This is a genomic window from Acinetobacter sp. NIPH 284, assembly GCF_000369425.1.
GTDB lineage: Bacteria > Pseudomonadota > Gammaproteobacteria > Pseudomonadales > Moraxellaceae > Acinetobacter.
In genome coordinates, this window is sequence record NZ_KB850011.1 from 329,053 (window position 1) to 352,605 (window position 23,553).

The 23,553-nt window shown below is 36.6% G+C and carries 28 protein-coding genes; 13 read left to right on the forward strand and 15 right to left on the reverse strand.

The genetic code is table 11. The features are described from left to right. The first annotated feature begins 40 nt into the window (after window positions 1–40). The 3 genes from zapE (at window position 41) to F908_RS07545 (ending at window position 4,364) form a co-directional block, all read left to right on the forward strand. Window positions 41–1,186 carry a cell division protein ZapE gene (gene zapE, locus F908_RS07535; RefSeq protein WP_005159962.1) on the forward strand — a complete coding sequence of 382 codons (1,146 nt, stop codon included), beginning with the start codon at window positions 41–43 and terminating at the stop codon, window positions 1,184–1,186. A gap of 285 nt (window positions 1,187–1,471) precedes the next feature. Further along, complete coding sequence (locus tag F908_RS07540; RefSeq protein ID WP_005159964.1) at window positions 1,472–3,634, forward strand: malate synthase G; 2,163 nt, start codon at window positions 1,472–1,474, stop codon at window positions 3,632–3,634. Window positions 3,635–3,695: 61 nt separating this feature from the next. Then, window positions 3,696–4,364 carry an SOS response-associated peptidase gene (locus F908_RS07545; protein WP_005159978.1) on the forward strand — a complete coding sequence of 223 codons (669 nt, stop codon included), beginning with the start codon at window positions 3,696–3,698 and terminating at the stop codon, window positions 4,362–4,364. Between the two features lie 45 nt (window positions 4,365–4,409). Here the strand turns inward: F908_RS07545 and F908_RS07550 are convergent, their stop codons facing one another. Next, entirely contained in the window at window positions 4,410–4,874 is a 465-nt protein-coding gene (locus F908_RS07550; RefSeq protein WP_004662340.1) for a MarR family winged helix-turn-helix transcriptional regulator, read from the reverse strand. Between the two features lie 699 nt (window positions 4,875–5,573). Continuing rightward, the gene (locus F908_RS07555) at window positions 5,574–6,431 is read right to left on the reverse strand and encodes an alpha/beta hydrolase family protein (RefSeq protein WP_005159979.1); all 858 of its coding nucleotides are present in this window, start codon (window positions 6,429–6,431) and stop codon (window positions 5,574–5,576) included. Window positions 6,432–6,564: 133 nt separating this feature from the next. On the opposite strand from F908_RS07555, the gene F908_RS07560 reads away from it, so the two are divergent. Beyond that, on the forward strand, window positions 6,565–7,020 hold the full coding sequence (locus F908_RS07560; RefSeq protein ID WP_005159981.1) for a hypothetical protein: 456 nt from the start codon (window positions 6,565–6,567) through the stop codon (window positions 7,018–7,020). A gap of 32 nt (window positions 7,021–7,052) precedes the next feature. On the opposite strand, the gene F908_RS07565 is transcribed toward F908_RS07560, so the two are convergent. Further along, the gene (locus F908_RS07565; RefSeq protein ID WP_005159983.1) at window positions 7,053–7,295 is read right to left on the reverse strand and encodes a hypothetical protein; all 243 of its coding nucleotides are present in this window, start codon (window positions 7,293–7,295) and stop codon (window positions 7,053–7,055) included. A gap of 402 nt (window positions 7,296–7,697) precedes the next feature. Continuing rightward, window positions 7,698–9,008: a branched-chain amino acid transport system II carrier protein gene (gene brnQ / locus F908_RS07570; RefSeq protein WP_005159986.1), complete on the reverse strand. Its 1,311-nt coding sequence runs from the start codon at window positions 9,006–9,008 to the stop codon at window positions 7,698–7,700. A gap of 351 nt (window positions 9,009–9,359) precedes the next feature. On the opposite strand from brnQ, the gene map reads away from it, so the two are divergent. Continuing rightward, complete coding sequence (gene map, locus F908_RS07575) at window positions 9,360–10,154, forward strand: type I methionyl aminopeptidase (RefSeq protein ID WP_005159988.1); 795 nt, start codon at window positions 9,360–9,362, stop codon at window positions 10,152–10,154. 26 nt (window positions 10,155–10,180) lie between these two features. Here map and F908_RS07580 read toward each other — a convergent pair whose 3' ends face one another. Together F908_RS07580 and F908_RS07585 are read right to left on the reverse strand one after the other, a co-directional pair. Beyond that, window positions 10,181–11,098, reverse strand: coding sequence for a LysR family transcriptional regulator (locus F908_RS07580; protein WP_005159989.1), 918 nt, complete (start codon window positions 11,096–11,098; stop codon window positions 10,181–10,183). A 54-nt stretch (window positions 11,099–11,152) separates the two neighbouring features. Continuing rightward, window positions 11,153–11,581, reverse strand: a complete 429-nt coding sequence (locus tag F908_RS07585) for an HD domain-containing protein (protein ID WP_004662331.1) — start codon at window positions 11,579–11,581, stop codon at window positions 11,153–11,155. 81 nt (window positions 11,582–11,662) lie between these two features. Here F908_RS07585 and F908_RS07590 point away from each other — a divergent pair, with 81 nt between their 5' ends. Beyond that, the gene (locus F908_RS07590; protein WP_005159991.1) at window positions 11,663–11,986 is read left to right on the forward strand and encodes a hypothetical protein; all 324 of its coding nucleotides are present in this window, start codon (window positions 11,663–11,665) and stop codon (window positions 11,984–11,986) included. A 51-nt stretch (window positions 11,987–12,037) separates the two neighbouring features. On the opposite strand, the gene grxD is transcribed toward F908_RS07590, so the two are convergent. After that, complete coding sequence (gene grxD, locus F908_RS07595) at window positions 12,038–12,379, reverse strand: Grx4 family monothiol glutaredoxin (RefSeq protein WP_004662328.1); 342 nt, start codon at window positions 12,377–12,379, stop codon at window positions 12,038–12,040. Between the two features lie 163 nt (window positions 12,380–12,542). Between grxD and F908_RS07600 the strand changes: the two genes are divergently transcribed. Continuing rightward, entirely contained in the window at window positions 12,543–13,757 is a 1,215-nt protein-coding gene (locus tag F908_RS07600) for an aspartate aminotransferase family protein (protein ID WP_005159994.1), read from the forward strand. 62 nt (window positions 13,758–13,819) lie between these two features. Here F908_RS07600 and F908_RS07605 read toward each other — a convergent pair whose 3' ends face one another. The 3 genes from F908_RS07605 to F908_RS07615 form a co-directional block, all read right to left on the reverse strand. After that, window positions 13,820–14,251 carry a CBS domain-containing protein gene (locus F908_RS07605; protein WP_005159997.1) on the reverse strand — a complete coding sequence of 144 codons (432 nt, stop codon included), beginning with the start codon at window positions 14,249–14,251 and terminating at the stop codon, window positions 13,820–13,822. Window positions 14,252–14,390: 139 nt separating this feature from the next. Continuing rightward, window positions 14,391–14,762, reverse strand: a complete 372-nt coding sequence (locus tag F908_RS07610) for a DUF2750 domain-containing protein (RefSeq protein WP_005160000.1) — start codon at window positions 14,760–14,762, stop codon at window positions 14,391–14,393. 300 nt (window positions 14,763–15,062) lie between these two features. Then, on the reverse strand, window positions 15,063–15,296 hold the full coding sequence (locus F908_RS07615) for an SEL1-like repeat protein (protein WP_004662320.1): 234 nt from the start codon (window positions 15,294–15,296) through the stop codon (window positions 15,063–15,065). Window positions 15,297–15,529: 233 nt separating this feature from the next. Between F908_RS07615 and F908_RS07620 the strand changes: the two genes are divergently transcribed. From F908_RS07620 to F908_RS07645, 6 genes are all read left to right on the forward strand, one after another. Continuing rightward, the gene (locus tag F908_RS07620; RefSeq protein WP_005160009.1) at window positions 15,530–15,889 is read left to right on the forward strand and encodes a hypothetical protein; all 360 of its coding nucleotides are present in this window, start codon (window positions 15,530–15,532) and stop codon (window positions 15,887–15,889) included. Window positions 15,890–15,996: 107 nt separating this feature from the next. After that, window positions 15,997–16,326, forward strand: coding sequence for a hypothetical protein (locus tag F908_RS07625; RefSeq protein ID WP_005160011.1), 330 nt, complete (start codon window positions 15,997–15,999; stop codon window positions 16,324–16,326). A 119-nt stretch (window positions 16,327–16,445) separates the two neighbouring features. Then, window positions 16,446–17,564: a signal recognition particle-docking protein FtsY gene (gene ftsY, locus F908_RS07630; protein WP_005160012.1), complete on the forward strand. Its 1,119-nt coding sequence runs from the start codon at window positions 16,446–16,448 to the stop codon at window positions 17,562–17,564. Window positions 17,565–17,739: 175 nt separating this feature from the next. Beyond that, on the forward strand, window positions 17,740–18,336 hold the full coding sequence (locus tag F908_RS07635) for a nitroreductase family protein (protein WP_004662314.1): 597 nt from the start codon (window positions 17,740–17,742) through the stop codon (window positions 18,334–18,336). 223 nt (window positions 18,337–18,559) lie between these two features. After that, window positions 18,560–19,237, forward strand: coding sequence for a YccT family protein (locus F908_RS07640; protein ID WP_005160013.1), 678 nt, complete (start codon window positions 18,560–18,562; stop codon window positions 19,235–19,237). Window positions 19,238–19,298: 61 nt separating this feature from the next. Then, complete coding sequence (locus F908_RS07645; RefSeq protein ID WP_005160014.1) at window positions 19,299–19,820, forward strand: GNAT family N-acetyltransferase; 522 nt, start codon at window positions 19,299–19,301, stop codon at window positions 19,818–19,820. Window positions 19,821–19,961: 141 nt separating this feature from the next. On the opposite strand, the gene F908_RS07650 is transcribed toward F908_RS07645, so the two are convergent. Genes F908_RS07650 through cydP form a run of 5 tightly spaced genes read right to left on the reverse strand, consistent with a single transcriptional unit; the run spans window position 19,962 to window position 23,289 of the window. After that, complete coding sequence (locus F908_RS07650) at window positions 19,962–20,258, reverse strand: cyd operon YbgE family protein (RefSeq protein ID WP_005160016.1); 297 nt, start codon at window positions 20,256–20,258, stop codon at window positions 19,962–19,964. 4 nt (window positions 20,259–20,262) lie between these two features. Next, complete coding sequence (gene cydX / locus F908_RS15535; protein WP_002120988.1) at window positions 20,263–20,364, reverse strand: cytochrome bd-I oxidase subunit CydX; 102 nt, start codon at window positions 20,362–20,364, stop codon at window positions 20,263–20,265. 14 nt (window positions 20,365–20,378) lie between these two features. After that, a complete protein-coding gene (cydB, locus tag F908_RS07660; RefSeq protein ID WP_005160018.1) occupies window positions 20,379–21,524 on the reverse strand; it encodes a cytochrome d ubiquinol oxidase subunit II in 1,146 nt (381 codons plus the stop codon). Next, window positions 21,521–23,098, reverse strand: a complete 1,578-nt coding sequence (locus tag F908_RS07665) for a cytochrome ubiquinol oxidase subunit I (protein ID WP_005160020.1) — start codon at window positions 23,096–23,098, stop codon at window positions 21,521–21,523. Before F908_RS07665 ends, cydB begins: the two co-directional genes overlap by 4 nt. Beyond that, a complete protein-coding gene (gene cydP, locus F908_RS07670) occupies window positions 23,098–23,289 on the reverse strand; it encodes a cytochrome oxidase putative small subunit CydP (RefSeq protein WP_005160022.1) in 192 nt (63 codons plus the stop codon). The genes F908_RS07665 and cydP overlap by 1 nt, the downstream gene beginning before the upstream one ends. Window positions 23,290–23,553 lie beyond the last annotated feature (264 nt).

Here is a 23,553-nt window from a genome sequence, read left to right on the forward strand (position 1 = left end):
TCGATATAATTTTCACCAATTAAAATTGTAATAACACCTTATGTTAAATTCTAAACCAGACTCACATAGCACTTCATTTATGCCGATCTCACCTGCGGAGCGTTATGCTCAAGCAATCGAATCAGGTCAATTTATGCCAGATGAAGCTCAAGCTCAGGCAGTGCAAGAGTTAGATCGAGTATGGAAAGAGTTGCTTACTCGTTATAAAGCCTCAAAGAAAGCGTTTAGACGTTTCCGTCGTCAAACCTATCCAAAAGGGGTATATATGTGGGGTGGCGTAGGGCGTGGGAAAACATGGTTGATGGATCAATTTTATGAGTCAGTTCCATTTCGCCGCAAAACACGCATGCATTTTCACCATTTTATGCAACATGTCCATAAAGAATTGAATAAGCTTTCAGGTCAACGTAATCCATTAGATTCTGTTGCTGATCAGATTTATAAAAATGCGGTTGTCATTTGTTTTGATGAGTTTTTTGTATCAAATGTGACCGATGCAATGATTATTAGTGATTTATTTCAAAAGTTATTTGAACGTGGCGTCACGTTGATTGCAACGTCTAATATTGCACCAGAAGGTCTCTATAAAAATGGTATCCATCGTGACCGTTTTCTTCCTACAATTGAATTGGTTCAAAAAAACTGTACGGTTCTGAATGTAGATGCTGGTGTTGATTATCGTTTGCGTGTTTTGAAGCAGGCTCAATTATTCAAACATCCATTGAGTAATGATGCTCAATCATGGATGTATGAGCGTTTTCAAGCGCTGACACAGACACAAACGCTCTTTAATACACCTATCATGATTAACAATCGTATTGTAGAAACGCTTGGGCATACAGAAGATGTATTATGGTGTGAATTCTCTGAGTTATGTTTTAAACCACGTAGTCCAGCTGATTTCATTGAAATTGCTAATATTTACAACACGGTACTGGTAAGTAACGTGCCGCATTTAACTGATTTTCTCTCAGAAGGAACCCGTCGCTTTATTTATTTAGTGGATGAGTTTTATGATCGTGGTGTGAAATTACTTTTAACTTCAGAAGATTCAATTATTGATCTTTATGAAGGTCAAAAATTAGCATTTGAAATTGAACGAACACGTTCACGTTTATTAGAAATGCAATCCGATGATTATCTGCATTCAGAGCATCGTCAAATTCAGGTTTCAAAAACTTCATAAATTATAAAGGCATTCTCAGGAATGTCTTTTTTATAAATTCATATAGAGAAAGCTTTATTCTTAATTGAATTTTGTTATAACTAAATGAGTTTTAAAAAGTGAGTATGTCGCAGAATAGAAGTAGCTAGATCAAAACTTGGTTTTGGTGTTTATAAAAATTATATTTGTCAATACTTAGACTAAGAAAATGCTTACTATTTAGCAATGTGATATTACTATTCAGGCTAGTATAAATCGGTATACTAGGTTTCTTGTTATAAAAAGTTAGCATCATCAGGAAAGACAATGACTGTACGTATTCAACAAGGCAAGCTAGCGATTGCTAAAGAACTTTACGATTTCATCGAAAATGAAGCTTTACCAGGCTCTGGTTTAGACAGTGAAACTTACTGGAAAAATTTCGAGCAAGTCGTTGTCGATCTTAGCCCAAAGAATAAAGCACTATTAGCTAAGCGTGATGAAATTCAAGCTAAGATTGATGAATGGCATCGTAATAATCAATTTGAGTTAAATGCGTATAAAGCATTTTTAACTGAGATTGGTTACTTAGTACCAGAAGTTGCTGATTTCCAAGTAACGACTGAAAATGTAGATGAAGAAATTGCATTATTAGCTGGTCCTCAGCTTGTTGTGCCAGTACGTAATGCACGCTATTGCTTAAATGCTGCGAATGCACGTTGGGGTTCATTATATGATGCACTTTACGGTACTGATGTAATTTCTGAAGAAAATGGTGCAGAGAAAGGTAAGGGATACAACCCAGTCCGTGGCGATAAAGTAATTGCTTTCGCTAAAGATTTTCTTAATCAAACATTCCCACTTGCTCAAGGCTCTCATGCCGATGCAACTAAATATGCAGTTGATCACAATCGTTTAGTTGTAACTTTAAAAGATGGTTCAACAACCTCTTTGGCTCATGAAGTTCAATTTGTTGGCTTTAATGGCGATGCTGCAAACCCAACTGAAATCGTTTTATTAAATAATGGCTTGCACGTTATTATTGATATCGATGCAAATAGCCCAATCGGTAAAACTGATGCGGCTGGCGTTAAAGATTTAACTCTAGAAGCTGCTATTACAACGATCCAAGATTTAGAAGACTCAGTTGCAGCTGTTGATGCAGAAGAGAAAGTTGAAGGCTATCGTAACTGGTTAGGTTTAATGAAGGGTGACTTGCAAGAGTCAATCGAGAAAAATGGTAAAACCATTACTCGTGCATTAAACAAAGACCGTACAGTTCAGAACTTAATTGGCGGTACTACAACGCTACATGGTCGTTCATTAATGCTTCTTCGTAACGTTGGTCATTTAATGACTAACCCTGCGATCCTTGTAGATGGCCAAGAAGTATTTGAAGGTATTATGGATGCATTAGTTACTCCATTACTTACAATTACAGATATTCGTGGCGAAAACGAAAATAAGAACTCTCGTAAAGGTTCTATGTATATCGTTAAACCAAAAATGCATGGTCCAGAAGAAGTTGCATTTGCAGTTGAATTATTTGAGCGTGCAGAACAAGCACTCGGTTTACCTGCAAAAACTCTCAAAATCGGTATCATGGATGAAGAACGTCGTACTTCAGTTAATTTGAAAAACTGTATCGCAGCTGCAAAAGACCGTACAATTTTCATTAACACTGGTTTTATGGATCGTACGGGTGATGAAATCCATACGTCTATGGAAGCAGCGCCAATGGTACGTAAAGAAGCTGTTAAAGCTCAGAAATGGATTGCTGCTTACGAAAATCGTAACGTTGCAATTGGTTTGGCTTGTGGTTTACAAGGTAAAGCGCAAATTGGTAAAGGCATGTGGCCAAAACCAGATAGCATGAAAGATATGTTGGCGACTAAGACAGCGCATCCAAATGCGGGTGCTTCTTGTGCATGGGTTCCATCACCTACAGGTGCTGTACTTCATGCAATGCATTATCATCAAATTAATGTAAAAGCACGTCAAGACGAATTGGCTGCTGAAGATATGTTGACTTTGGATGATTTGTTAACGCCTCCTTTTGCACCAGAAACAAACTGGACTGCTGAAGAGTTGAATAACGAACTTGAAAATAACTGTCAAGGTATCTTGGGTTATGTTGTACGTTGGGTTGATCTAGGTGTAGGTTGTTCTAAAGTGCCAGACATCAACAACGTTGGTTTGATGGAAGACCGTGCAACTTTACGTATTTCTTCTCAGCATGTTGCAAACTGGTTGCGTCACGGTATCGTAACGAAAGAACAAGTTGAAGAAGTGCTTAAACGTATGGCTGTGATTGTTGATCAGCAAAATGCCAATGATCCGCTTTATACGCCAATGGCACCAAATTTTGATGGTATTGCATTCCAAGCTGCCGCTGATTTGATCTTCAAAGGTGCTGAGCAACCTTCTGGTTATACAGAGCCATTGTTACACGCTGCACGTTTAAAACTTAAAGGTTATACAGGTGATTAATTTCATCTAAAATAAAAGCCTCCTCGGAGGCTTTTTTATTAAGTAAGGTGCTTGTGATTTTATGTGTGCTAACTACAAACCAGTAACACTTGAGCAATTACAACAACTTGAACTACCACTTGTTCCTTTTAACTATCTCGATGAGATTTATCCAAGTTATAAAACACCGTTATTATTTAAATCTGAACATGGATTGGAGTGGCGAGAAGTATTATTTGGTTTAGTGCCGAAATGGGCAGAGGATATTAACAGCTCTAAACGTGCTTATAATGCTAGACATGAGACCATTTTTGAGAAACCAAGCTTTCAGGAGGCAGCTTATAAATGCAAGTTCGGTGTAATTCCAGTCACTGAGTTTTATGAAAGTAAATATACTGGAAATAAACCTCAACGATGGGGTGTAAGGCGTAAAGATGGCAGAGCCTTTTTTATTGCTGCACTTTATGAAATTTGTAAAATCAATAATCAAATTATTCGTTCAGCAGCGATGCTCACAATGAACGCAGTCGACCATCCGATGATGAAAGAATTTCATGAACCTGGCGATATAAAAAGATCAGTTGTCATCATTCCACATGATCGTCTTGATGATTGGTTGAGTTTAAAACAACCACATCAAATGATTCAATTTATGCAAGGGTTTCCAGTCGAAGAGTTTGAATGTTCACATGTACCTAAGGCAAAAATAGCAAAACAAACACCTCAGTTAAATATGTTTGATCTTTTCTAAATAAAAAAGGTTTCTAATAAGAAACCTTTTTTTATATTTTATCAATCAACGAGCAAGATTTTTAAACATATGTTTTAAAATTTCCATCGTCTTTTCAATTTGCAACGGTGTTAATCCATCAAATGATTGTTCTAATATTACAGAGGTTAGATCATTAATTTTAGTAATCATTTCTGTACCCTTATCAGTAAGATAAACGCGGGTAATACGACCATCTTCTTTACATGAATAAGTTTCAATATATCCCTCATCTTTAAGGCGATATACGATTTTTGTGGTTGTAGACATTTTAGAAATCACCATGTCTGAAAGTTCAGACACGCTTGCATGTGGTTTGACATTCAATGCAATTAAAATACGACGGCGAGAGTTGTCTAAACCATACTTCTTAAGTACGTTATCGATATTTTGAACGTACTGTGCATTTACTTGAGAAATCCAGAAATAAGGAAAGTCTTCTAAGTTAAATGTTTCTGATGTAGGTAAAAAACGCGCATATTTTTTAGGCATTAAGTTATTTCCTATGCTTGTTACACAGAGTTGTTAGATGCAACTCCTAAATTCCATGAAATGTCTACAATTTATACGCTAGAAAAATGATGAAATCTAATTTTTCTAACATTCCATTTATAACAAATCTTCCTAAAAATGGTTGTATAACCATCTTTGCTTAGGATAGGGGTATCATCATGTAAACTATATAAAACTGTTATTAATGATGGTCTTACCTATCCATCTTACCCCAATTGTATTTCTACAGTGCTGCATTGTAGCTTATTTGTAGAACAAATGTATTGTAGAAAATAAATACAAATTATGACGTGACTTTTTTATAAAAGATTCTGTCTAAAATGTCATATAGCTTTAAAATTGTTACATTTGTAAAATAAAATAATCGAAAAAACAAATTAAATACATATATTTGAATTTAACATTTGGTTAAAAATTAAAATCCATAGTGCTGCTAAAAAGTTGAATAAATACATTCTTTATCACATTTAATCATTATTAGTTAATTAATTTGCTTAAAAAGAATACAAATGTAGCTTTATTATTTAATTTTATATTGTTAAAAAATAATTCATTGTAAAAAACTTCTACTTAGTTATGTCATTTATCGTTTATGTAAATAATTGTAAATTAAAAAGGCGCATCTAAATAGGATTACAAACTTAGATACGCAAAAGGGTAAAGCTGTGAGTTTAGGGATTACATTCTCAGTTCTTTTTCTAATACGGGCCATAATTTCTGATGTGATTTTTTGAACATCAGCATATGTCCAATTTGTTTGTAACCATATTGTTGTGGTTTCAATTCAATCAAATTGGTTTGGGCATTAGGATAAAGTCTGAGTAAATCTTTAACATTTGCCTGTGTTGCGATTTCATCATCACTTGCCCAAATTGATGTAATCGGACAGACAATCTCTTGGTGATAATCAGCAAAAATACTTTTACCAATTGCATTCATGACATAACCAGGTTGACTACAAAATTCAGCCCATTGTTTTGCTACATTTTTAGGTAAATTTTCACCCATACCAATAAATTGTGTTGCACCGTATCCTTTAATAGCACTGGATATTGGAAAAATGACATTAAACATTAATGGAGCAAGAAGTTTAGTTTTTCCTTTTAAGCCTTTTACATGACCCGTTGAACCAGCGATTGCGACAACTTTAGCAACTTTTTGATGGTTAGGGTTGATTCCAAGTAATTGACCACCGGCACTATGTCCCAAAATAATCACTTGTTTAGCTTGAGCACGATTCAAGAGTGTTTCGATGGCTGCGGGAATATCTAATAAACCCCAATCATTGATACTGGCATTCGAATTTTTCAGTGCCTCATGTAAAGATTGACCTATTCCTCTAAAGTCAAAACTTAAGACCTTGTAGCCTTGTTGATTTAACCATTCAGCAAATGAGTGATAAAAACCTTTGGTAATACCTGTTGCTGGACAAATTAGAATCGGAAATGGTTTGGTGGCATCACTTGCTGGATAATACTGTGCTGCAAGTTGGTAACCATCTTTACAACTGATCCAAAATGATTCAAATGTAGTCATTTGAGAAATACTCTTGTCTAGACATATTTCCAGTTTATACAAGTTCTAAAAAGAAACTCGTTTAAAAAATGACTTAAAAGTCAAATTTTATGTAATATAGCTATTTTTGGAAAAACAATTTGGGGAAAAGGGAATGTTAATTTTAACCAGTGCAACCAAATTGGCGATCATTTTTAGTGGAATATTTCTTTGGGTAGGGATGTTAACTGGCGTTTGGAAGTATTATCAAATTAGAAATACAGAGCTTGCACGTGCACATTATTATGTCGATATTGCACATCGCAGTAGTTTGCTTTATGCCGCTGCGAGTTTAATCTTGGCTGCATTAAGTTATTTTACAAGTTTATCGGATAGTTTGAGTCTATTTTGCGTTGTGGCGAATTTATTCTTTTTCTCAATGTCGATTTTGGTCTATATCATTCATGGAATGTTAAAAGATACAACGAATCAGTTTAAGCAACCGCATAAGTTGGGACAGTGGTCGATTCCAAGATGGTGTATGACATTTTTAATGTTGAGTTTAATAATGGTCGAATTAGGTGCTACAGCAGTATTACTATTAGGAACAATCTTAAAATTTACCAGTTAGAAAAATGGATGATTACTCATCCATTTCTTATATTAAAAATTCTTTTGGCGCTCAGCACTTATCTGTCGAAACTTTCGATCGATAATCCCCCACGTACAAAAGGCTAAAGAGACGATTAAAGCGTATGCAAAATATTCAGGTTTTAAATTACCCTTAATAGTGCCTTGCAATAACAGCGTCGCCATTAATGCAAATGTCGTAATTGCATATACGATGGAATCATTGGTCTTTAGAGTGTCAATGAAGACTTGCTTGTTGAAATGTAATGAGAACATCTCCATCCCTCCTTGAGTAGTGATGACAAAAGCTAATCGTTTTTGTCAGAATTAAGATTAAAGTTGTACTTTGATTTTTTCAGTATTTCAATAGCTAACTTCACTATTTTTTAAATAAATTTATGGATGTATTGATTTCTATATAGATTGAACATTTTTTGGGTGTATTAAGGTTATTTTTATTATGAATAGTGGTGTTGGTTTTTTACAATTTGAAAAAGTTGCTGAAAAGATGTTTTTGTGATTCAGATCAAATACAGTGTGAATAATACGGGTAGAGGTAGATACAAATAAGATAAAAAATAATTTGTCGTAAACAAAAAATGTAAGTTGGATAAAAGAACATTTTTTGTATAGCTAAAATTATATTTGGGTAAAACATTATTTTAACGACAAATCATTTTAATTTTGAGAAGCAGTACTGCTAGAGAATCGATCTACAGCAATTGCGATAACGAGTACGACCAATGAAGGCAATAACCAAGCAAGGTTCTGTTCATTCAACGGTAAATTATTAATGAATTGAGGGAGTTGTTCAGAGAATCCAGCCGCTTTGAGTGCCTCAATAATGCCAAAAAGAAAAGCAACAGCAGTAACAGAGCTCACGACAGTTGAAGGTTTATTCCAATATTTCCAGAAGAAACTCATCATAATCACAACAATCGCTGGTGGATAAATTGCACTCAACACTGGAACAGAGAACGCAATTAGTTTTGTTAAGCCTAAATTAGAAATTAATAATGAAAATCCAATTAAGATAAAAACTAATAATTTATACGGTAAGCCTGTTAATTCAGTGAAATATTCTGCACATGCACAGGTAAGGCCAATTGCAGTTACCATACAGGCAAGAAAAATCAAACCAGCTAAAAACAACGAACCTAGATCACCAAAGGCGTGTTGTACATAAGCATGCAGAATTACTGCACCATTCGCTGCATTCGCCGCAACTTCATGGCTACCTAATCCAAGTTTAAATAGGCTGATATATACTAGGGTTAAACCTACACCAGCAATTAAACTCGCGATAATCGCATATTTGGTGATCAGCTTTGAATCTGTCACGCCACGAGACTGAATCGCTTGAATAATCACAATACCGAATACTAAGGCACCCAAAGTATCCATCGTTAAATAGCCGTTTACGAAGCCTTCAGAAACAGGACGAGTCACATACTTATGGATTGGTGGAGAAATATAGCCAGTAGGGATAAGGATTGCTGCAATACCAAGAACCGCTAGAGCAGCAATTTTTAAAGGAGCTAAGACGTGACCTACTGTATCTAATAATTTATTCGGGTAAAGCGAGATCACAGTGACAAGTGTAAAATAAATAACACTATAAATCAGTAGACTGCTATTTGATGTACCAAAATATGGAGCAAATCCTATTTCATAAGAAACAGTTGCAGTACGTGGTGTGGCAAATAATGGTCCGACAGACAAATAACAGACAATCGTGAGGAGTAAGCTAAAAAAGCGTCCAAGTGGCGAGCTGATAATTTCAATAGAGCCTTGCATACGAGACAAAGCCATAATGGTAATTACAGGTAGACCGACTGCGGTAATTAAGAATCCAAAAGCAGCGAGCCAAACATGCTCACCTGCTTGTTGCGCAACGATAGGGGGGAAAATAATATTGCCAGCACCAATGAAAAGTGCAAAGGTCATGAAACCGAGAGCAATAATATCTCCTGTACGAAGATGGTTCATAAAAGGGAGGTATAAAATAAAAGTGCGGATTCTAGAACAAATTTGTAGTCATTTGAAACTAATTTTATGTGAAATTTGGTTTATTTTTGTCTAATAAGAACTGATTAAAATCATATAATTAGCATTGGTAAACTTAATTTATTGAAAAGATTTTAAAAGTAAAAAATATAGCCCTTTATACTTTTTTACTATGATGCCGATTGAAATTAAATGTAAAATAATAGCAACCGTTCAATCTTAAAACGATTGAAGATTTTTGTACGACAGCGTACAACTGTTGAAATACGAGATGCAGTACAAAAATGAATCTGCATGTTGCATTAACCTATATTTAAATAAGGAAAATCTCGAATGAGAGCTTCTACTGTGACGATTAAATCTGAGCAAGATATTGAGAAATTACGTATCTCAGGACGTTTAGCGGCACAAGTATTAGAAATGATTGGTGATTATATTAAGCCCGGCGTTTCAACTGAATATTTAGACGATATTTGCAACGACTATATCGTAAATACTTTGCAGGTGATTCCAGCCAATGTGGGATATCATGGTTTTACCAAGACGACATGTATTTCAGTCAATGAAGAAGTGTGCCATGCAATTCCTTCCGCAAAGAAAATTTTGCAAGAAGGCGATATATTAAATATCGATGTTGCTGTAATCAAAGATGGTTATTTTGGGGATACCAGCCGCATGTATTTTGTGGGCGAGCCGAGCCCAGAAGCCAAGAAACTGGTGGAAACAACTTATGAAGCCATGCTTGCAGGGATTCATACGGTAAAACCAGGTGCGACACTCGGTGATATTGGTTATGCAATTCAATCCGTTGCGCAACGTGAAGGTTATAGTATTGTCCGAGAATATTGTGGTCATGGTATTGGTCGAATCTATCATGAACAGCCGAATATTTTGCATTATGGTCAAAAAGGACAGGGCATGATCTTGAAAAAGGGTATGGTATTTACGATTGAACCGATGGTGAATGCTGGTAAACGCCATGTGAAAGAACTGAATGACGGATGGACTGTGGTGACACAAGATAAGTCCTTATCAGCGCAATGGGAACATATGGTTGTTGTTACTGATGATGGTTTTGAGTTGTTAACACCTTGGCCAAATGGAACAGGACACTATCCAGCGGTGTAATGTATTTAAAAAAGACCTTGAATGATTCAAGCTCTTTTTTTATTCGTTGATTCTGTTAATTGTTCTACTAAATAATCGATAAAGACTCGTACAGCGGGTAATAGACCTCTACGTGACGGATAAACGGCATGGAAAATACCATGTGGGGCAGTCCATTCAGGTAAAACTTTGACCAATTGCCCTGATTTTGTGAAATCTTGTGCAATACTATCTGGTAATAAAGCAATTCCACAATTTTGACTTGCCAATTCCGCAAGCATCAACAAATTCGAACCCATAATGACAGGATTTACTTTAATTTTCTTTTGTTGATTTTCAGGTCCAAATAATAAAAAGTGTTGATCTAGATGTTCTTCGGACATACTGATAATACGATGCTCAGATAATTGTTCTGGCGTTGTTAAATGACCGAATTCATTTAAATAAGCTTGACTAGCAAATAGACGTTGCTCAATTGCTGTAAACTGACGCAAAACTAAATTAGGGTCATCGTCTAGCTTAGAGCGAACACGTAAGGCGAGATCAACGCCTTCGTTAATTACATCAATTCTGCGATTGCTTACCATCATTTGAACCCGAACTTCAGGGTACTTCTTTAAAAAGCTCGGTAATATTTTCGCCATTTGATTTTGTGCAATATCAACTGGAACACTGACTTTAATTACACCGCGTGGTTCGCTACTTAAGTGATTGACAACATCATGTGCAGCTTGGGCTGCATTCATCATCACTTGAGCATGACGATAAACATCCATACCAATATCGGTAACGGCAAAGTGTCGTGAACTACGTTGAATTAAGCGTACACCCAGCTGTTCTTCGAGATTATAAACTCTGCGACTTAATTTGGATTTAGGAATATCAGTTGCTCTTTCAGCCGCACTAAAACCACCATGTTCGACAACAAGGGCAAAGCAATAAAAATCATCTAAATCCGTTAGCATTACGCTATAAACTCCAGCTTTTGTGATTAGGGTGAATCATTATAAAAGAGATTATTAAACATTTTGGAGTAATAATAAATCTCGAACCTGTTGGTATTCTTTCAAACGCTCAAAATCTTTGACTGTTGGTGATTGAATGCGAGATAAGTCCATATTGTCATTGATATCTGCTAATTTAACAACACGTGCGATTGGATTTTGTCGCGCTCGTTGAGCTGCTTCTAGACGAGTTTCTCCTTGTTTTTTAGTGAGTGCGACGATTGCGTCAATGATATGCTCTTGAAAACCGAATTGGTATAAATCTTCAATCGTTGTTTCTGTATCTTCTAAAATATCATGTAAAACGGCCACAATTTTATGTTCAATTGTAGGAACATTTAACATGACTCTTAATGGATGCAATATATAAGGGGCATTTGCTTTATCTACTTGCCCTTCATGTTGTTTTGCAGCTAGTGAAATCGCTTGTTCAAGTGTTGCCATAATTTAAATCCCTGTTATTCGGATAGATTCACAGATCGTATTCTTTTAAACTAAATCCAAATTTTCTATGCTTTAAAAATTATGACATACCAACTTATAAACGTGATCGATGCGACTCAAAACATTGCATGTCCATATTGTCATCAAGCTGTTTTAGATTGGGAACAAGAACAGTATGTTCAGCCGTGTGAGCATACTTTATTCATGGCTATGGATTTAGGTTTTGAATTTATTGCTGATCGTTTTGAAGAAGTTCTACCACAGTCGGTTGATGAAATTCATGAAGATCCAAGTATGAATATTTATAAGACCATTATTCAGGTGAACTATCCAAATCTACAAATTTACAAAGCCGATTTAGGGGTAGAAGGTATGTTTCGGTATGTTGGTTTTAGCTTAAACTAAAACTCATTGCAATAAAAAAGCCAATCATTTGATTGGCTTTCATTTTTTAGCTTATGCTTCAGGAGCAGGGCTATACTGTTCAACTAATGGCTTTAACTCACCATTTTGGAACATTTCAAGCATGATATCGCTACCACCAATGAGCTCGCCGTTTACCCATAATTGTGGGAAAGTAGGCCAGTTAGCAATTTGAGGTAATGTTGTACGAATATCTTGATTTTCCAAGATATTTACATAGGCAAATGGGCGACCAATTTGGCTAAGTGCTTCAACTGCACGTGCAGAAAAACCACATTGCGGAAATTGTGGAGTGCCTTTCATGTAAAGTAAAACAGGGTGTTTCGCAATTTGATCACGAATTAACGCTACTGTATCACGCGCTTGTTCCGTCATAGATAGATCCTCAACTAATCTCCGTAAATTATATACTGAAAAACAGTTTTGCGGCTATTGCTAAAGATTTTTCTTATATAAATGTGAGTTTGAGCTTTCAATCTACTCAAGTTTTTGCTTATATAACTTTTTTCACCACAACTAATGATAGATTGAGTTTGTTATGACTAATATCACTCTTGCTCCTGTGCAACCTGATCAACCATCACATCTTATGGCAACTTATGGTCGCCAAGCGATCAGCTTTGTACGAGGACGAGGGGCGTATTTATATACAGCGGATGGTACGGAATATTTGGATGCCTTAACAGGTATTGCTGTTTGTGGTTTAGGGCATGCACACCCAGTGATTGCGGAAGCGATTGCTGAGCAAGCTGCAACTTTAGTGCATACCAGTAACTTATTCGAAATTCCTTGGCAAACTGCTGCAGCTCAAAAACTTGCACAAGTTTCTGGAATGGAAGAAATTTTCTTCTCAAACAGTGGCGCTGAGTCAAATGAAGGTGCGATCAAAATTGCACGTAAATTTGGTTCTAAACAAGGCATTAGCAATCCTAAAATTATTGTTGCTGAACAATCTTTTCACGGTCGTACTTTGGCGACCTTATCTGCGACAGGCAATAAAAAAGTTCAAGAAGGTTTTGCACCTTTGGTTGAAGGCTTTATTCGTGTGCCATTTGGTGATGTTGAAGCGATTCAAGAGGCAGCTATCAATCATCCTGATATTGTTGCAATCCTGATTGAACCGATTCAGGGGGAAGGTGGTGTCAATACAGCACCGCAAGGCTTTAGCTATCTGGAAGAAGTCCGCGCGTTATGTAATCAGCATAACTGGTTGATGATGCTGGATGAAATCCAGACTGGAAATGGGCGTACAGGTAAATATTTTGCCTATCAGCACACCAGTATCGTTCCTGATGTGATGACCACAGCCAAAGGTTTGGGTAATGGTTTTCCAATTGGGGCGGTGATGACTCAGGGTAAAGCGATCGGTTTACTGGGTGCAGGCAGCCACGGTTCAACCTATGGTGGCACAGTGTTGGGCTCGCGTGTGGTCTATACGGTACTGGATACACTTGAAAAAGAGAATGTGGTCGCAAATGCTGCCACTGTCGGTGCCTATATCGTGAATCAACTCAAAGCGCAATTGGCTGGTTACAATGTACAGGTGCGTGGTTTTGGTATGATGATTGGTATTCAGCTACCAAAAGACTGTGCTGAACTTGTTGCGATTGCCCGTGATCAATATAAATTGATTATCAATGTCACGGCGGGTTCTGTGGTTCGTTTGTTACCCACACTCAACATGACTCAAGCTCAGGCAGATGAGCTGTTGCAACGTCTTGTGCCTGCAATCCAGAAATTTCTAAAGGCATAGTTCTGGGTTTTTAAAATAAAAAACAGGGTAGTGAATTGCCCTGTTTTTTTATTTTTATAGAATTAACCAGAGATATATTGTTGAAGCTGTTCAATCAGGATACGTTGATCTTCCATTGCTGCTTTCACCAAGTCACCAATTGAGATAAAACCCACCAACTTTTCTTGATCCAATACAGGTAAATGACGTAAATGACGATCGGTCATGAGCTGTAGACATTCTTCTACCGTATGGTTCAAGCCGACTGAAATGACCTTGGATGTCATAATGTCCGAGACAAGTGTGCTTTCTGAGGTGCGTTCCATCAAGGCGATCTTACGGGTATAGTCACGTTCAGAGAAAATTCCAACCACTTTTTCATCTTCTGCAACCACCAGTGCACCTACACCTTTGTCCGCCATAATTTTAATTGCTTCAAGTACAGTCGCATTTGGCGAAATTGTAAAAATTGATTGTACAGCTTTATTTTTGATGACTTGGGCAACGCTTGTCATTGTTTATCTACCTCTGTTGTATTGTCATTTTCATTTAACTTAACGGTATTTTTTTTAATTGCAAAGTCCTAAATGCACAACAATGATAACTTTCTCTTGTGAATGTCTAAAAAGTCATCATGATTGGTGGGCAAATTTATTACGCCATAACTGGTTCTTGCATAAAAAAGAAATGCTGCATTTGTTGTGTCGAAAGTTTGAATTTGCGATGCGAAGAATTAAATAAAGCAGGCTCTACTTGTAAACGCGTTAAGGTTGGTAATAGTGATTCATGAAAATCTTTAGGTGTAATTTTACGTGGTTTATAATTTTTCCAATTTGATTTTGCGTAACGGTGTGCTTGTACGCCATTCAACCAAAATGGGAATACATGACCATCGTGATCGGACTTGATTGCCCAACCTTGATGATATAAACCCCAAAGTACGCCACAATACATCATTGTTTTTAGAATTGAAATTTTAATCATCAACTCGCGTGATACTGGTTGGAAATTATTAAAACGATACATGTTCGTAAACTAATTTTATTTAAACTCATGTTTAATTATAAGAAATTTATATGGCATTTATGTTTAAACAATTGATCTAAATCGTAAGCAAATATTCTTTTGGGTCAAAATATCATCTTGATTATTCAATCTTTGCATCAGATAAAAGCAATTCAGAAAGACTCTAGAAATATTTTTTTATTAAAGTTAACGCTACCTGAGCAAATCAAAGCTTTGATGCAGCGCAAGTTAGACCGTGGGAGGGAGTGAGGTTGTACGTTTTAAGGAGGTATTAAAAAACGCCACCTGAGTGACGTTTTCTTATGCTTGCATTGTTGCTAACTTTTGCCAATATTGAGCTTTCAAAGAATCACGTTCTACTCGAAAACCTTGATAATACAGTTCCGCTAAAAATAATGCTGCTTTACCGTGACCTGCTTGAGCTACTTGTTCAAGCTCTTTCACAGCATCTAGAAAGTTTTTTTGCGATTGAATTGTATTTACTGCATTGGCATACACATGCTCTAGTTCATGTTGTGTAAAATGCTGAATCATATATAACTCCTTATTTTAATTATGATTACTTCAGATTCTATTCAAAGATACTTTACTTTGAACTTAAGTCACTATAACTCTGAATTATGAAATAATTATGACAACATTACTTGAATTGTCAAGTATATCGCGTGTCATTATTTAATTTGTAAGCTTACACGATTAAACACTTCTCGCAAATATTTTTAAGTAAAATCAAAGTGAAAATAATAGAAATAGATAAGGAGAATAATATGTCAAATGTAATTGATGGCTTCAGCTTTGATGTACCGCCAGCAGAAAGCCAAATTATTGCTTTAGCTCACCATCACCGTAAATTACTCGATGAGGCAATCTTTCATCAGGAGATTCACTTAGGTGACTATTGTTTAGCACAGCGCAAAAGAGTTTACGATTTCGCAAGTCATTTAAGCCCTGAACAAAAAGATCGGTTTTATGATATTTACAATGGCGAGTTGAAACGTATTGCTGATGATGATGATTTACATCCAGCTGATGCTGAAAGTGGTGTAGGGATGTTTGCAATATTTTTGGCACTTGTGATTATTGCATTTATTTTATATTTCGCCTTTGTCCGTTCGCTGATGAGTTGATTAATATCATATGTGCGTTCAATAAACTTACTAGCGGTGAATTATTGAACGCTACACTTGTCCTAAGCGAGCTAGACACATACACTACATCTAATTCGAGGTAGATTATGCTGTCTATAATTTCTAAACATAAATTTTTACAATCCAAATTAGGGTTGAAAATTGACCAATTTTATAATGCTTTGGTCAGTATCATTATTTTGTCTATTTTTATCCTTGCATTTTATGCATTGAAACTTCCTGTCAATCCTTTGCAATATCAACAAGTACTTCAGTTTTCACAGCAAGCCAGTCATCCTAAAACACAACAAATGGCAGTACATATACTGGAAAATTCTCAGATTCGCCGTGAAGATTATTTAAAGCTTTTGAACGCTTATCAATTTGAATCTAGTCGAATCAAAGAGTACCCAGCGATGGCACAAGAAGATGAATAAGTTTTAATCGACTCATTTCTATTTATAAATGAACAGTTTGCCTTAGTCAGGAAAAAGAAATCAATTTGTGCTAGACTGACCATCTTTAAAAAAGCTGCTTTTTTTCTCAAGGAATCGACATGCAACAGCAATCGAATATGCAAAATAAATTCTTGATAAATGCCGATATCGGAGATGACGATGTCACATTACCAAGTTTACCTGCTGTCGATGTTCCCATTATTGAGCCAGTAGCTAAAAATACTGTTGAAACGCCATCACCTGTAGTTGTGGAAGAAACATCTGTTCCTGCTATTACAGAAGAAGCCAAGTCAACGGGTTTCTTTGGTCGTATGAAGGATGGTTTGGCTAAAACGCGTCGTAGTTTTACCGATGGTATGGTCAATATCTTAATTGGTGGCAAAGAAATTGATGATGAGTTATTAGAAGAAGTTGAAGAACAGCTACTCATCGCCGACATTGGTGTCGATGCGACCAAAACTATTATCGCGAATCTTACTGAAAGAACTGCGCGTGGAGATTTAATTTATTCGCATGCGCTCTACAAAGCATTACAAGAAGAGTTGGTTGCATTACTTGCGCCACGTGTAAAACCATTACATATCGATCCAAATAAATCGCCTTATGTGATTTTAATGGTGGGTGTAAATGGCGTAGGTAAAACGACGACGATTGGTAAACTGGCTAAACGTTTACAAGGTGAAGGAAAAAAAGTCATGCTAGCGGCGGGTGATACTTTCCGTGCTGCAGCGACTGAGCAACTACAAATTTGGGGTGAACGTAACGATATTCCAGTTGTCGCTCAGGGGCATGGTGCTGATAGTGCGTCGGTTATCTTTGATGCTTTTGAAAGCGCGCGCGCGAAAGGCATTGATGTTCTAATTGCTGACACAGCAGGTCGTTTGCAAAATAAATCAAATCTTATGGAAGAGTTGAAAAAAGTTAAACGTGTGATGCAGAAGATTGATGCAACGGCACCGCATGAAATTATGTTAATTGTAGATGCGGGCACAGGTCAAAATGCAATTAACCAAGTACAACTGTTTGATGAGGCGGTTGGCTTAACGGGTATTACGATTACTAAACTTGATGGTACAGCGAAAGGTGGTGTGTTATTTAATATCGCGAGTCGTACCCATGTGCCAATTCGTTATATCGGTGTCGGTGAAAAGATTGATGATTTACGCCCATTCTCAGCAAAATCATTTGTTGCGGCATTATTTGAAACTGATAAGTAATTAGTTTATGTTAAAAGAACTCCACTCAATGTGGAGTTTTTTTATAGTTCACAAATAGTATTGTTTCAAAAATAAAACGATATGTCATATTTTTTAGACTATTCCTAAAAAATGTATCGTTATACACTACATTCAATCCAAGATAACGCCTTAAAGGTATAGTAGGAATAACAACATGAGTAACTTTCTAAATAGCATTAAATCACGTCGTACCATTTATGCAATTGGTAAAAATCTTACAGTTGACCAAGCAACGATTGAAGAAACAATTCGCGAAGCAGTAAAACAAAGCCCATCATCATTCAACTCTCAAACTTCACGTGTTGTAACTTTATATGGTGAATCACATCATAAATTTTGGGAAATTGTTCGCGAAACTTTACGTAAAATGGTTCCAGCAGAAGCATTTGCAAATACTAGCGCGAAAATTGATAGTTTCTCAGCAGGTTTTGGTACGGCGTTATTTTATGAAGATCAAGATGTTGTAAAAGGTTTACAAGAGCAATTCGCATTGTATGCGGATAACTTCCCAGTTTGGTCTGAACATTCAAGTGCAATTGCACAGTTCGCAACATGGACTGCATTATCTGAAATTGGTGTTGGTGCATCATTACAGCACTATAATCCAATCGTGGATGCCGAAGTGGCTGAAACTTTTGATATTCCATCAAACTGGAAACTACGTGCACAGTTAGTATTCGGTTCTATTGAAGCGGCTGCTGGTGAAAAAACCTATATGGATGATGCTGCACGTTTCAAAACTTTTAACTAAGTAAATATACGTATGATTAAAAAGAGCACTCAATGTGCTCTTTTTTTATTTAAGGGTTTGTATTCGCCAAAAGAACTATGGCGCTTAGCATTAGAATTGATGTATATATCTTAAAAAAGCCAAATTGTTGGAATAGACAGTTTTGTTTTATGTCATAAAATGGTCATAATCGCAGAGCATAGTGCTTACGATTTCATAAATTGTTTATATCGAGAAGAGTCTAATGTCTTTAAGAGTTGGTGTTGCTGCTTTCGGGTTATTATTGAGTAGTTCAGTTTTTTCGGCAGTCACAATCACTGCACCTGAAGAAATCGTGATTCTTGCGGTAAATGGTCAAGAAGTAAATAATGGGTTAATTCCTTCAAAGAAAAACAACTATCAGGTTGATGCTGGTAATTTGACACTGAATGTACGTTACCGTGAATATTTTGAACATTTAAATGGTGAGCATGACATTGTCAAGTCAGGTGTTGTCACTATTCAGGCATCTGACCTACAAGATAATAGGTCTTATACGTTGGCACTGGTAAATGCTCCAAAAGACTTTAGTGAAGCAAAAAAATTTGCTGAACAGCCTACGGTTGCTTTATATGATCAAAGCAAAAAACTTGTAGTACAGCAAACAGGTGCAAATAATGAAGCTCAACCGTGGTTTTCAGGTAATAGTTTACTAGGTCGTACTTTAGATTTAACCCAAAAAAACAAAAATAATGTCGTGAATCAACCTGCACCCGTATATGCAGCTTCGACAACAAGTGTAGCACCTGTTGCTGTAACAGCAACAACGGCAGTATCGGGCAATATAAAAACCACAGATCAGCAACTCGTAGACTTGTGGCAAAAAGCATCAAAAGCTGAGCGTCAAAAATTTATGGCGTGGTTAGCAGGGCAAACGAACTAATTGCTCCACTGTAAAAGAACCGATGTTATCATCGGTTTTTTATTGAGCGTATAAAATAGAAATGTCTTTAAACATTAGAACTGCAAAAAATGATGATGTAGCGCAATTGGTTGAATTAATCAATTTGGCTTATCGGGCTCAATCTGAGCGAAGTTGGACCACCGAAAAAGCATTTGTAGATGGAACACGCATTACTAATGAGCAATTGAGTGAAGACTTGAGCCGATCCAATTTTAAACTGTTTGTTGGTGAGAATGAACAAGGTTTGTTAGTTGCTTGTATTGGACTCAGTCTTTATCATAATTCTGTTGAAATTGGAACTTTTGCGATAGATTCATCGGTTCAAAACTTAGGATATGGCAAACAAATGCTCAATTATGTTGAAGCATATGTTGCACAGAGTTGTTCGGAAGTTCGAGATTTAATTATGTATGTCTTGGATGTTCGCTCTGAGTTAATCGCATATTATCAGCGTCGTGGTTATCAAATTACAGGTCATACAGAGCCTTATCCTGTAAATGCAAATGTAGGTCAGCCGTTGGTGCCAATTCAGTTAATTGAAATGAAAAAGACGATCATATAGTCTATTGATTATAAATTAAAAATTTTATTACTCAATATTTTAAATTACATTGTAATTACTTTGTATGTTATTAAATGATCATTCAAAACGACACAAAAAAGAGGAAGCCATGCTTCCTCTTTATATTTGATTTGTTAAAGATTAATTACCAATCCAAATATAATAGCCTAAGATCATCAGAGGCCATGCAATATAAGGACTAAATAACCATTTCCATAACCAAAATCTTGGTATAAACCCAACACCATGAATAAAACCGCCAGAAATACCGACCATGACGAGCATCAGCATACTGTGGTTGTAGTGACCATTGGCATCTAACATTAATGATGGGTGTACCAATAAAATAGCAGCAAGTGGCAATGCCAACAAAAACGAAACGGTCATTGCAAGCACTTGAGCTTTACTATTCTTCGGTGTTGTCATTGCTTCAGCCATTTTATTATTCCTCATCTAAATCTTGATGGTGTTCGATATAGAGTGCACTGAGTACACCTGCGAAGCATGCCATCAAAATGCCTAGAATCCATGCAAAATACCACATTTCACATCTCCTCATTAGTACAAACTATGTGAATTTTCTTCAATGTGTTTGTTAGTGATGACACCCCACATTTTGTAATAAGACCAAGAGGTATAGATCAAAATGAGAGGAACAAAAATACAAGCAGCAACAGTCATTACACCAAGAGTTTTGTGACTAGAAACAGCATCCCACATCGTTAAACTTGATGTTGGGTTGATACTTGATGGCAATAAGAATGGGAATAATGCAAAACCAGCAGTTAAGATAGCACCCACAATCATCAGACTCGTACCTGTAAAGCTTGCAGCTGCCTTACGTTTTCCAGCACTAAGAATAACCAATAATGCACCTAGGATTGCAACAATTGGTGCAGCCATAGTAATTGGGTAAGTTGAGTAGTTATTCAACCAACCATGGTTTGCATTTGTTACCACTTCTTTTGCAAGTGGGTTTAATGCAGCATTAGTATTAACAGCAGTAGCATAACTATAGCCTGAGATATTTCCAAACAATAACCAAGCGCCAGCCGCTAAGAAACATACAAGGAATGCGATTGCCATAATTTGAGTTGCTTTAGCCGAACGGTTATGTAAATCACCATCAGTACGAAGCATTAACCATGCGCCGCCATGAGCAGATAACATTGACAAACTCACGATACCGCAAATCAACGCAAATGGATTCAATAATGCAAAGAAGCTGCCTGTGTATTCAGAACGTAAGGTGTCGTCTAAGCTAAATGGTACGCCCAAAAATAAGTTACCAAATGCAACACCGAATACTAGTGCTGGTACAGCACCACCAATGCATAGACCCCAATCCCAAGAAGTACGCCATTGGGTGTTTTCTAATTTAGAACGATAGTCAAATCCAACGGGTCTGAGGAATAGCGCAAATAGAACGAGTAGTAATGCCCAATACATTCCAGAGAAAGCGACAGCATAAACCATTGGCCATGCAGCAAAAAGTGCACCACCAGCGGTAATAAACCAGACTTGGTTACCATCCCAGTGTGGTGCAATCGTATTGATTGCAGCACGTCTTTCAGAATCAGTTTTACCTACAAATGGCATCAGCGCCATTGAGCCCATATCAAAACCATCGGTGAGGGCAAAGCCAATCAGTAATACACCAACCAATACCCACCAAATAATTTTTAGGAGTTCATATTCGATCATGATTGAGCCTCCCCAGTTTTTGCAGCTAGTTTTTCAAAATGATATTTACCAGTGTGCAACGAACTTGGACCTAAACGAGCAAATTTGATCATTAAGTACATTTCAATAATGAGCAGTACCGTATAGAACGCAGCAAGTGCAATAATTGATCCCCATACATCACCTGTGCTTAAAGAAGATGCAGATAGATGTGTTGGTAAAACTTCACCAATAGACCATGGTTGACGACCACCTTCAGCTACATACCAACCTGTTTGAATTGCAATCCATGGTAGTGGAAGAGCAAATAGAGCAAATTTAAGTAACCACGGTTTTGTTTCGGCATTACGTTTAGCGACTGACCACGCAGCCAGTAGGAAAAGTAATAACATTAATGCACCAGAAGCCACCATCGCACGGAACGAGAAAAATAATGCAGCGACATTTGGAATGGTATCTTTAGTTGCTGCTTTGATATGTTCTTCAGTTGCGTCAACAACATTCGGTGTATATTTCTTTAATAGCAGACCATAGCCTAAGTCTTTTTGATTTTTTTGAAATGATGCAAGTAACTCTGGGGACTGATCGCCTGCACGGAGTTTTGTTAATTCGCTATACGCCACCATACCATTACGAATACGGATTTCATGCTCTTTCATCAAGTCATGTAAGCCAGTAACTTCTTTGTCTGTCGAGCGAGTTGCAATGATACCCATAACATATGGAATTTTAATTGCATAATCGGTACGCATTTCTTTTTGGTTAGGAATACCAAATAAAGTAAATGCGGCAGGTGCGGGTTCAGTGTGCCATTCAGCTTCAATTGCAGCGAGTTTAGTTCTTTGCACATCACCCAATTCATAACCTGATTCATCACCAAGTAAAATGACGCAGAAAGTTGAAGCTAAACCAAAAATTGCAGCAATCGCGAAAGAGCGACGAGCAAAGGGCATATCACGTTTCTTTAGCATATAATAGCTTGAGATGGCGAGTACAAAAACTGCACCTGTGACATAACCAGCAGAAACGGTATGTACAAATTTTACTTGAGCGACTGGGTTAAAAATCAATGCACCGAAGTCCACAAGTTCCATACGCATGGTTTCGTAGTTAAACGCAGCACCAACTGGGTTTTGCATCCAACCATTGGCGATCAAAATCCATAATGCCGACATATTTGAGCCAATCGCGACTAACCAAGTTACACCTAAGTGCTGAACTTTAGAAAGGCGATCCCAGCCAAAGAAGAATAGACCAATAAAAGTCGATTCTAGGAAGAAAGCCATTAAGCCTTCAATTGCAAGCGGTGCACCAAAGATGTCGCCTACATAGTGAGAATAATAAGCCCAATTGGTACCAAACTGGAATTCCATCGTTAAACCAGTAGTTACACCTAAGGCAAAGTTAATCCCGAAGAGTTTCCCCCAAAATTTGGTCATATCTTTGTAAATTTCTTTACCAGAAATCACGTAAGTGGTTTCCATGATGGCAAGAATAAAAGCTAGACCTAAAGTTAGAGGGACGAAAAGAAAGTGATACATTGCGGTCATTGCAAATTGGAACCGCGAAAGATCGACCACGCTTTCAGAAATCATCAACGTGTCTCCTGAGTTTTGGACATGTCACCAGCAATACGCTCGGCAACTTCATTGTTAAAATCTTTTGGAATCGTTGGGGCATCAAACCAGATATGTTTAATCACCATGAGAAGGGCAACTTTAATAATAAGAATAATCGTAATTTCTCTGATTAATCTTCGATTTTGATCTTGAGAACTCATGTTCATAGAACTTCGCCTCATATTTAAAAAACATGTAAAACATTATTAAATAAAATTCATTAAAAATAAACCTTTAAGGCTTTTAAATTGAATTAATTTTTATTTTATATAAAAATCAATTGTTTAAATAAATTTTGGTTAAATTTTGAAAATATTATTATTACCCAACTAAAATAATATGAATTAATTTAAAAAACTGATTAAAACAGTTGTATTTATATTTTTAAATCTGATTAAAAAGGTTTGATTTATATTTAATTAAAAAAAATT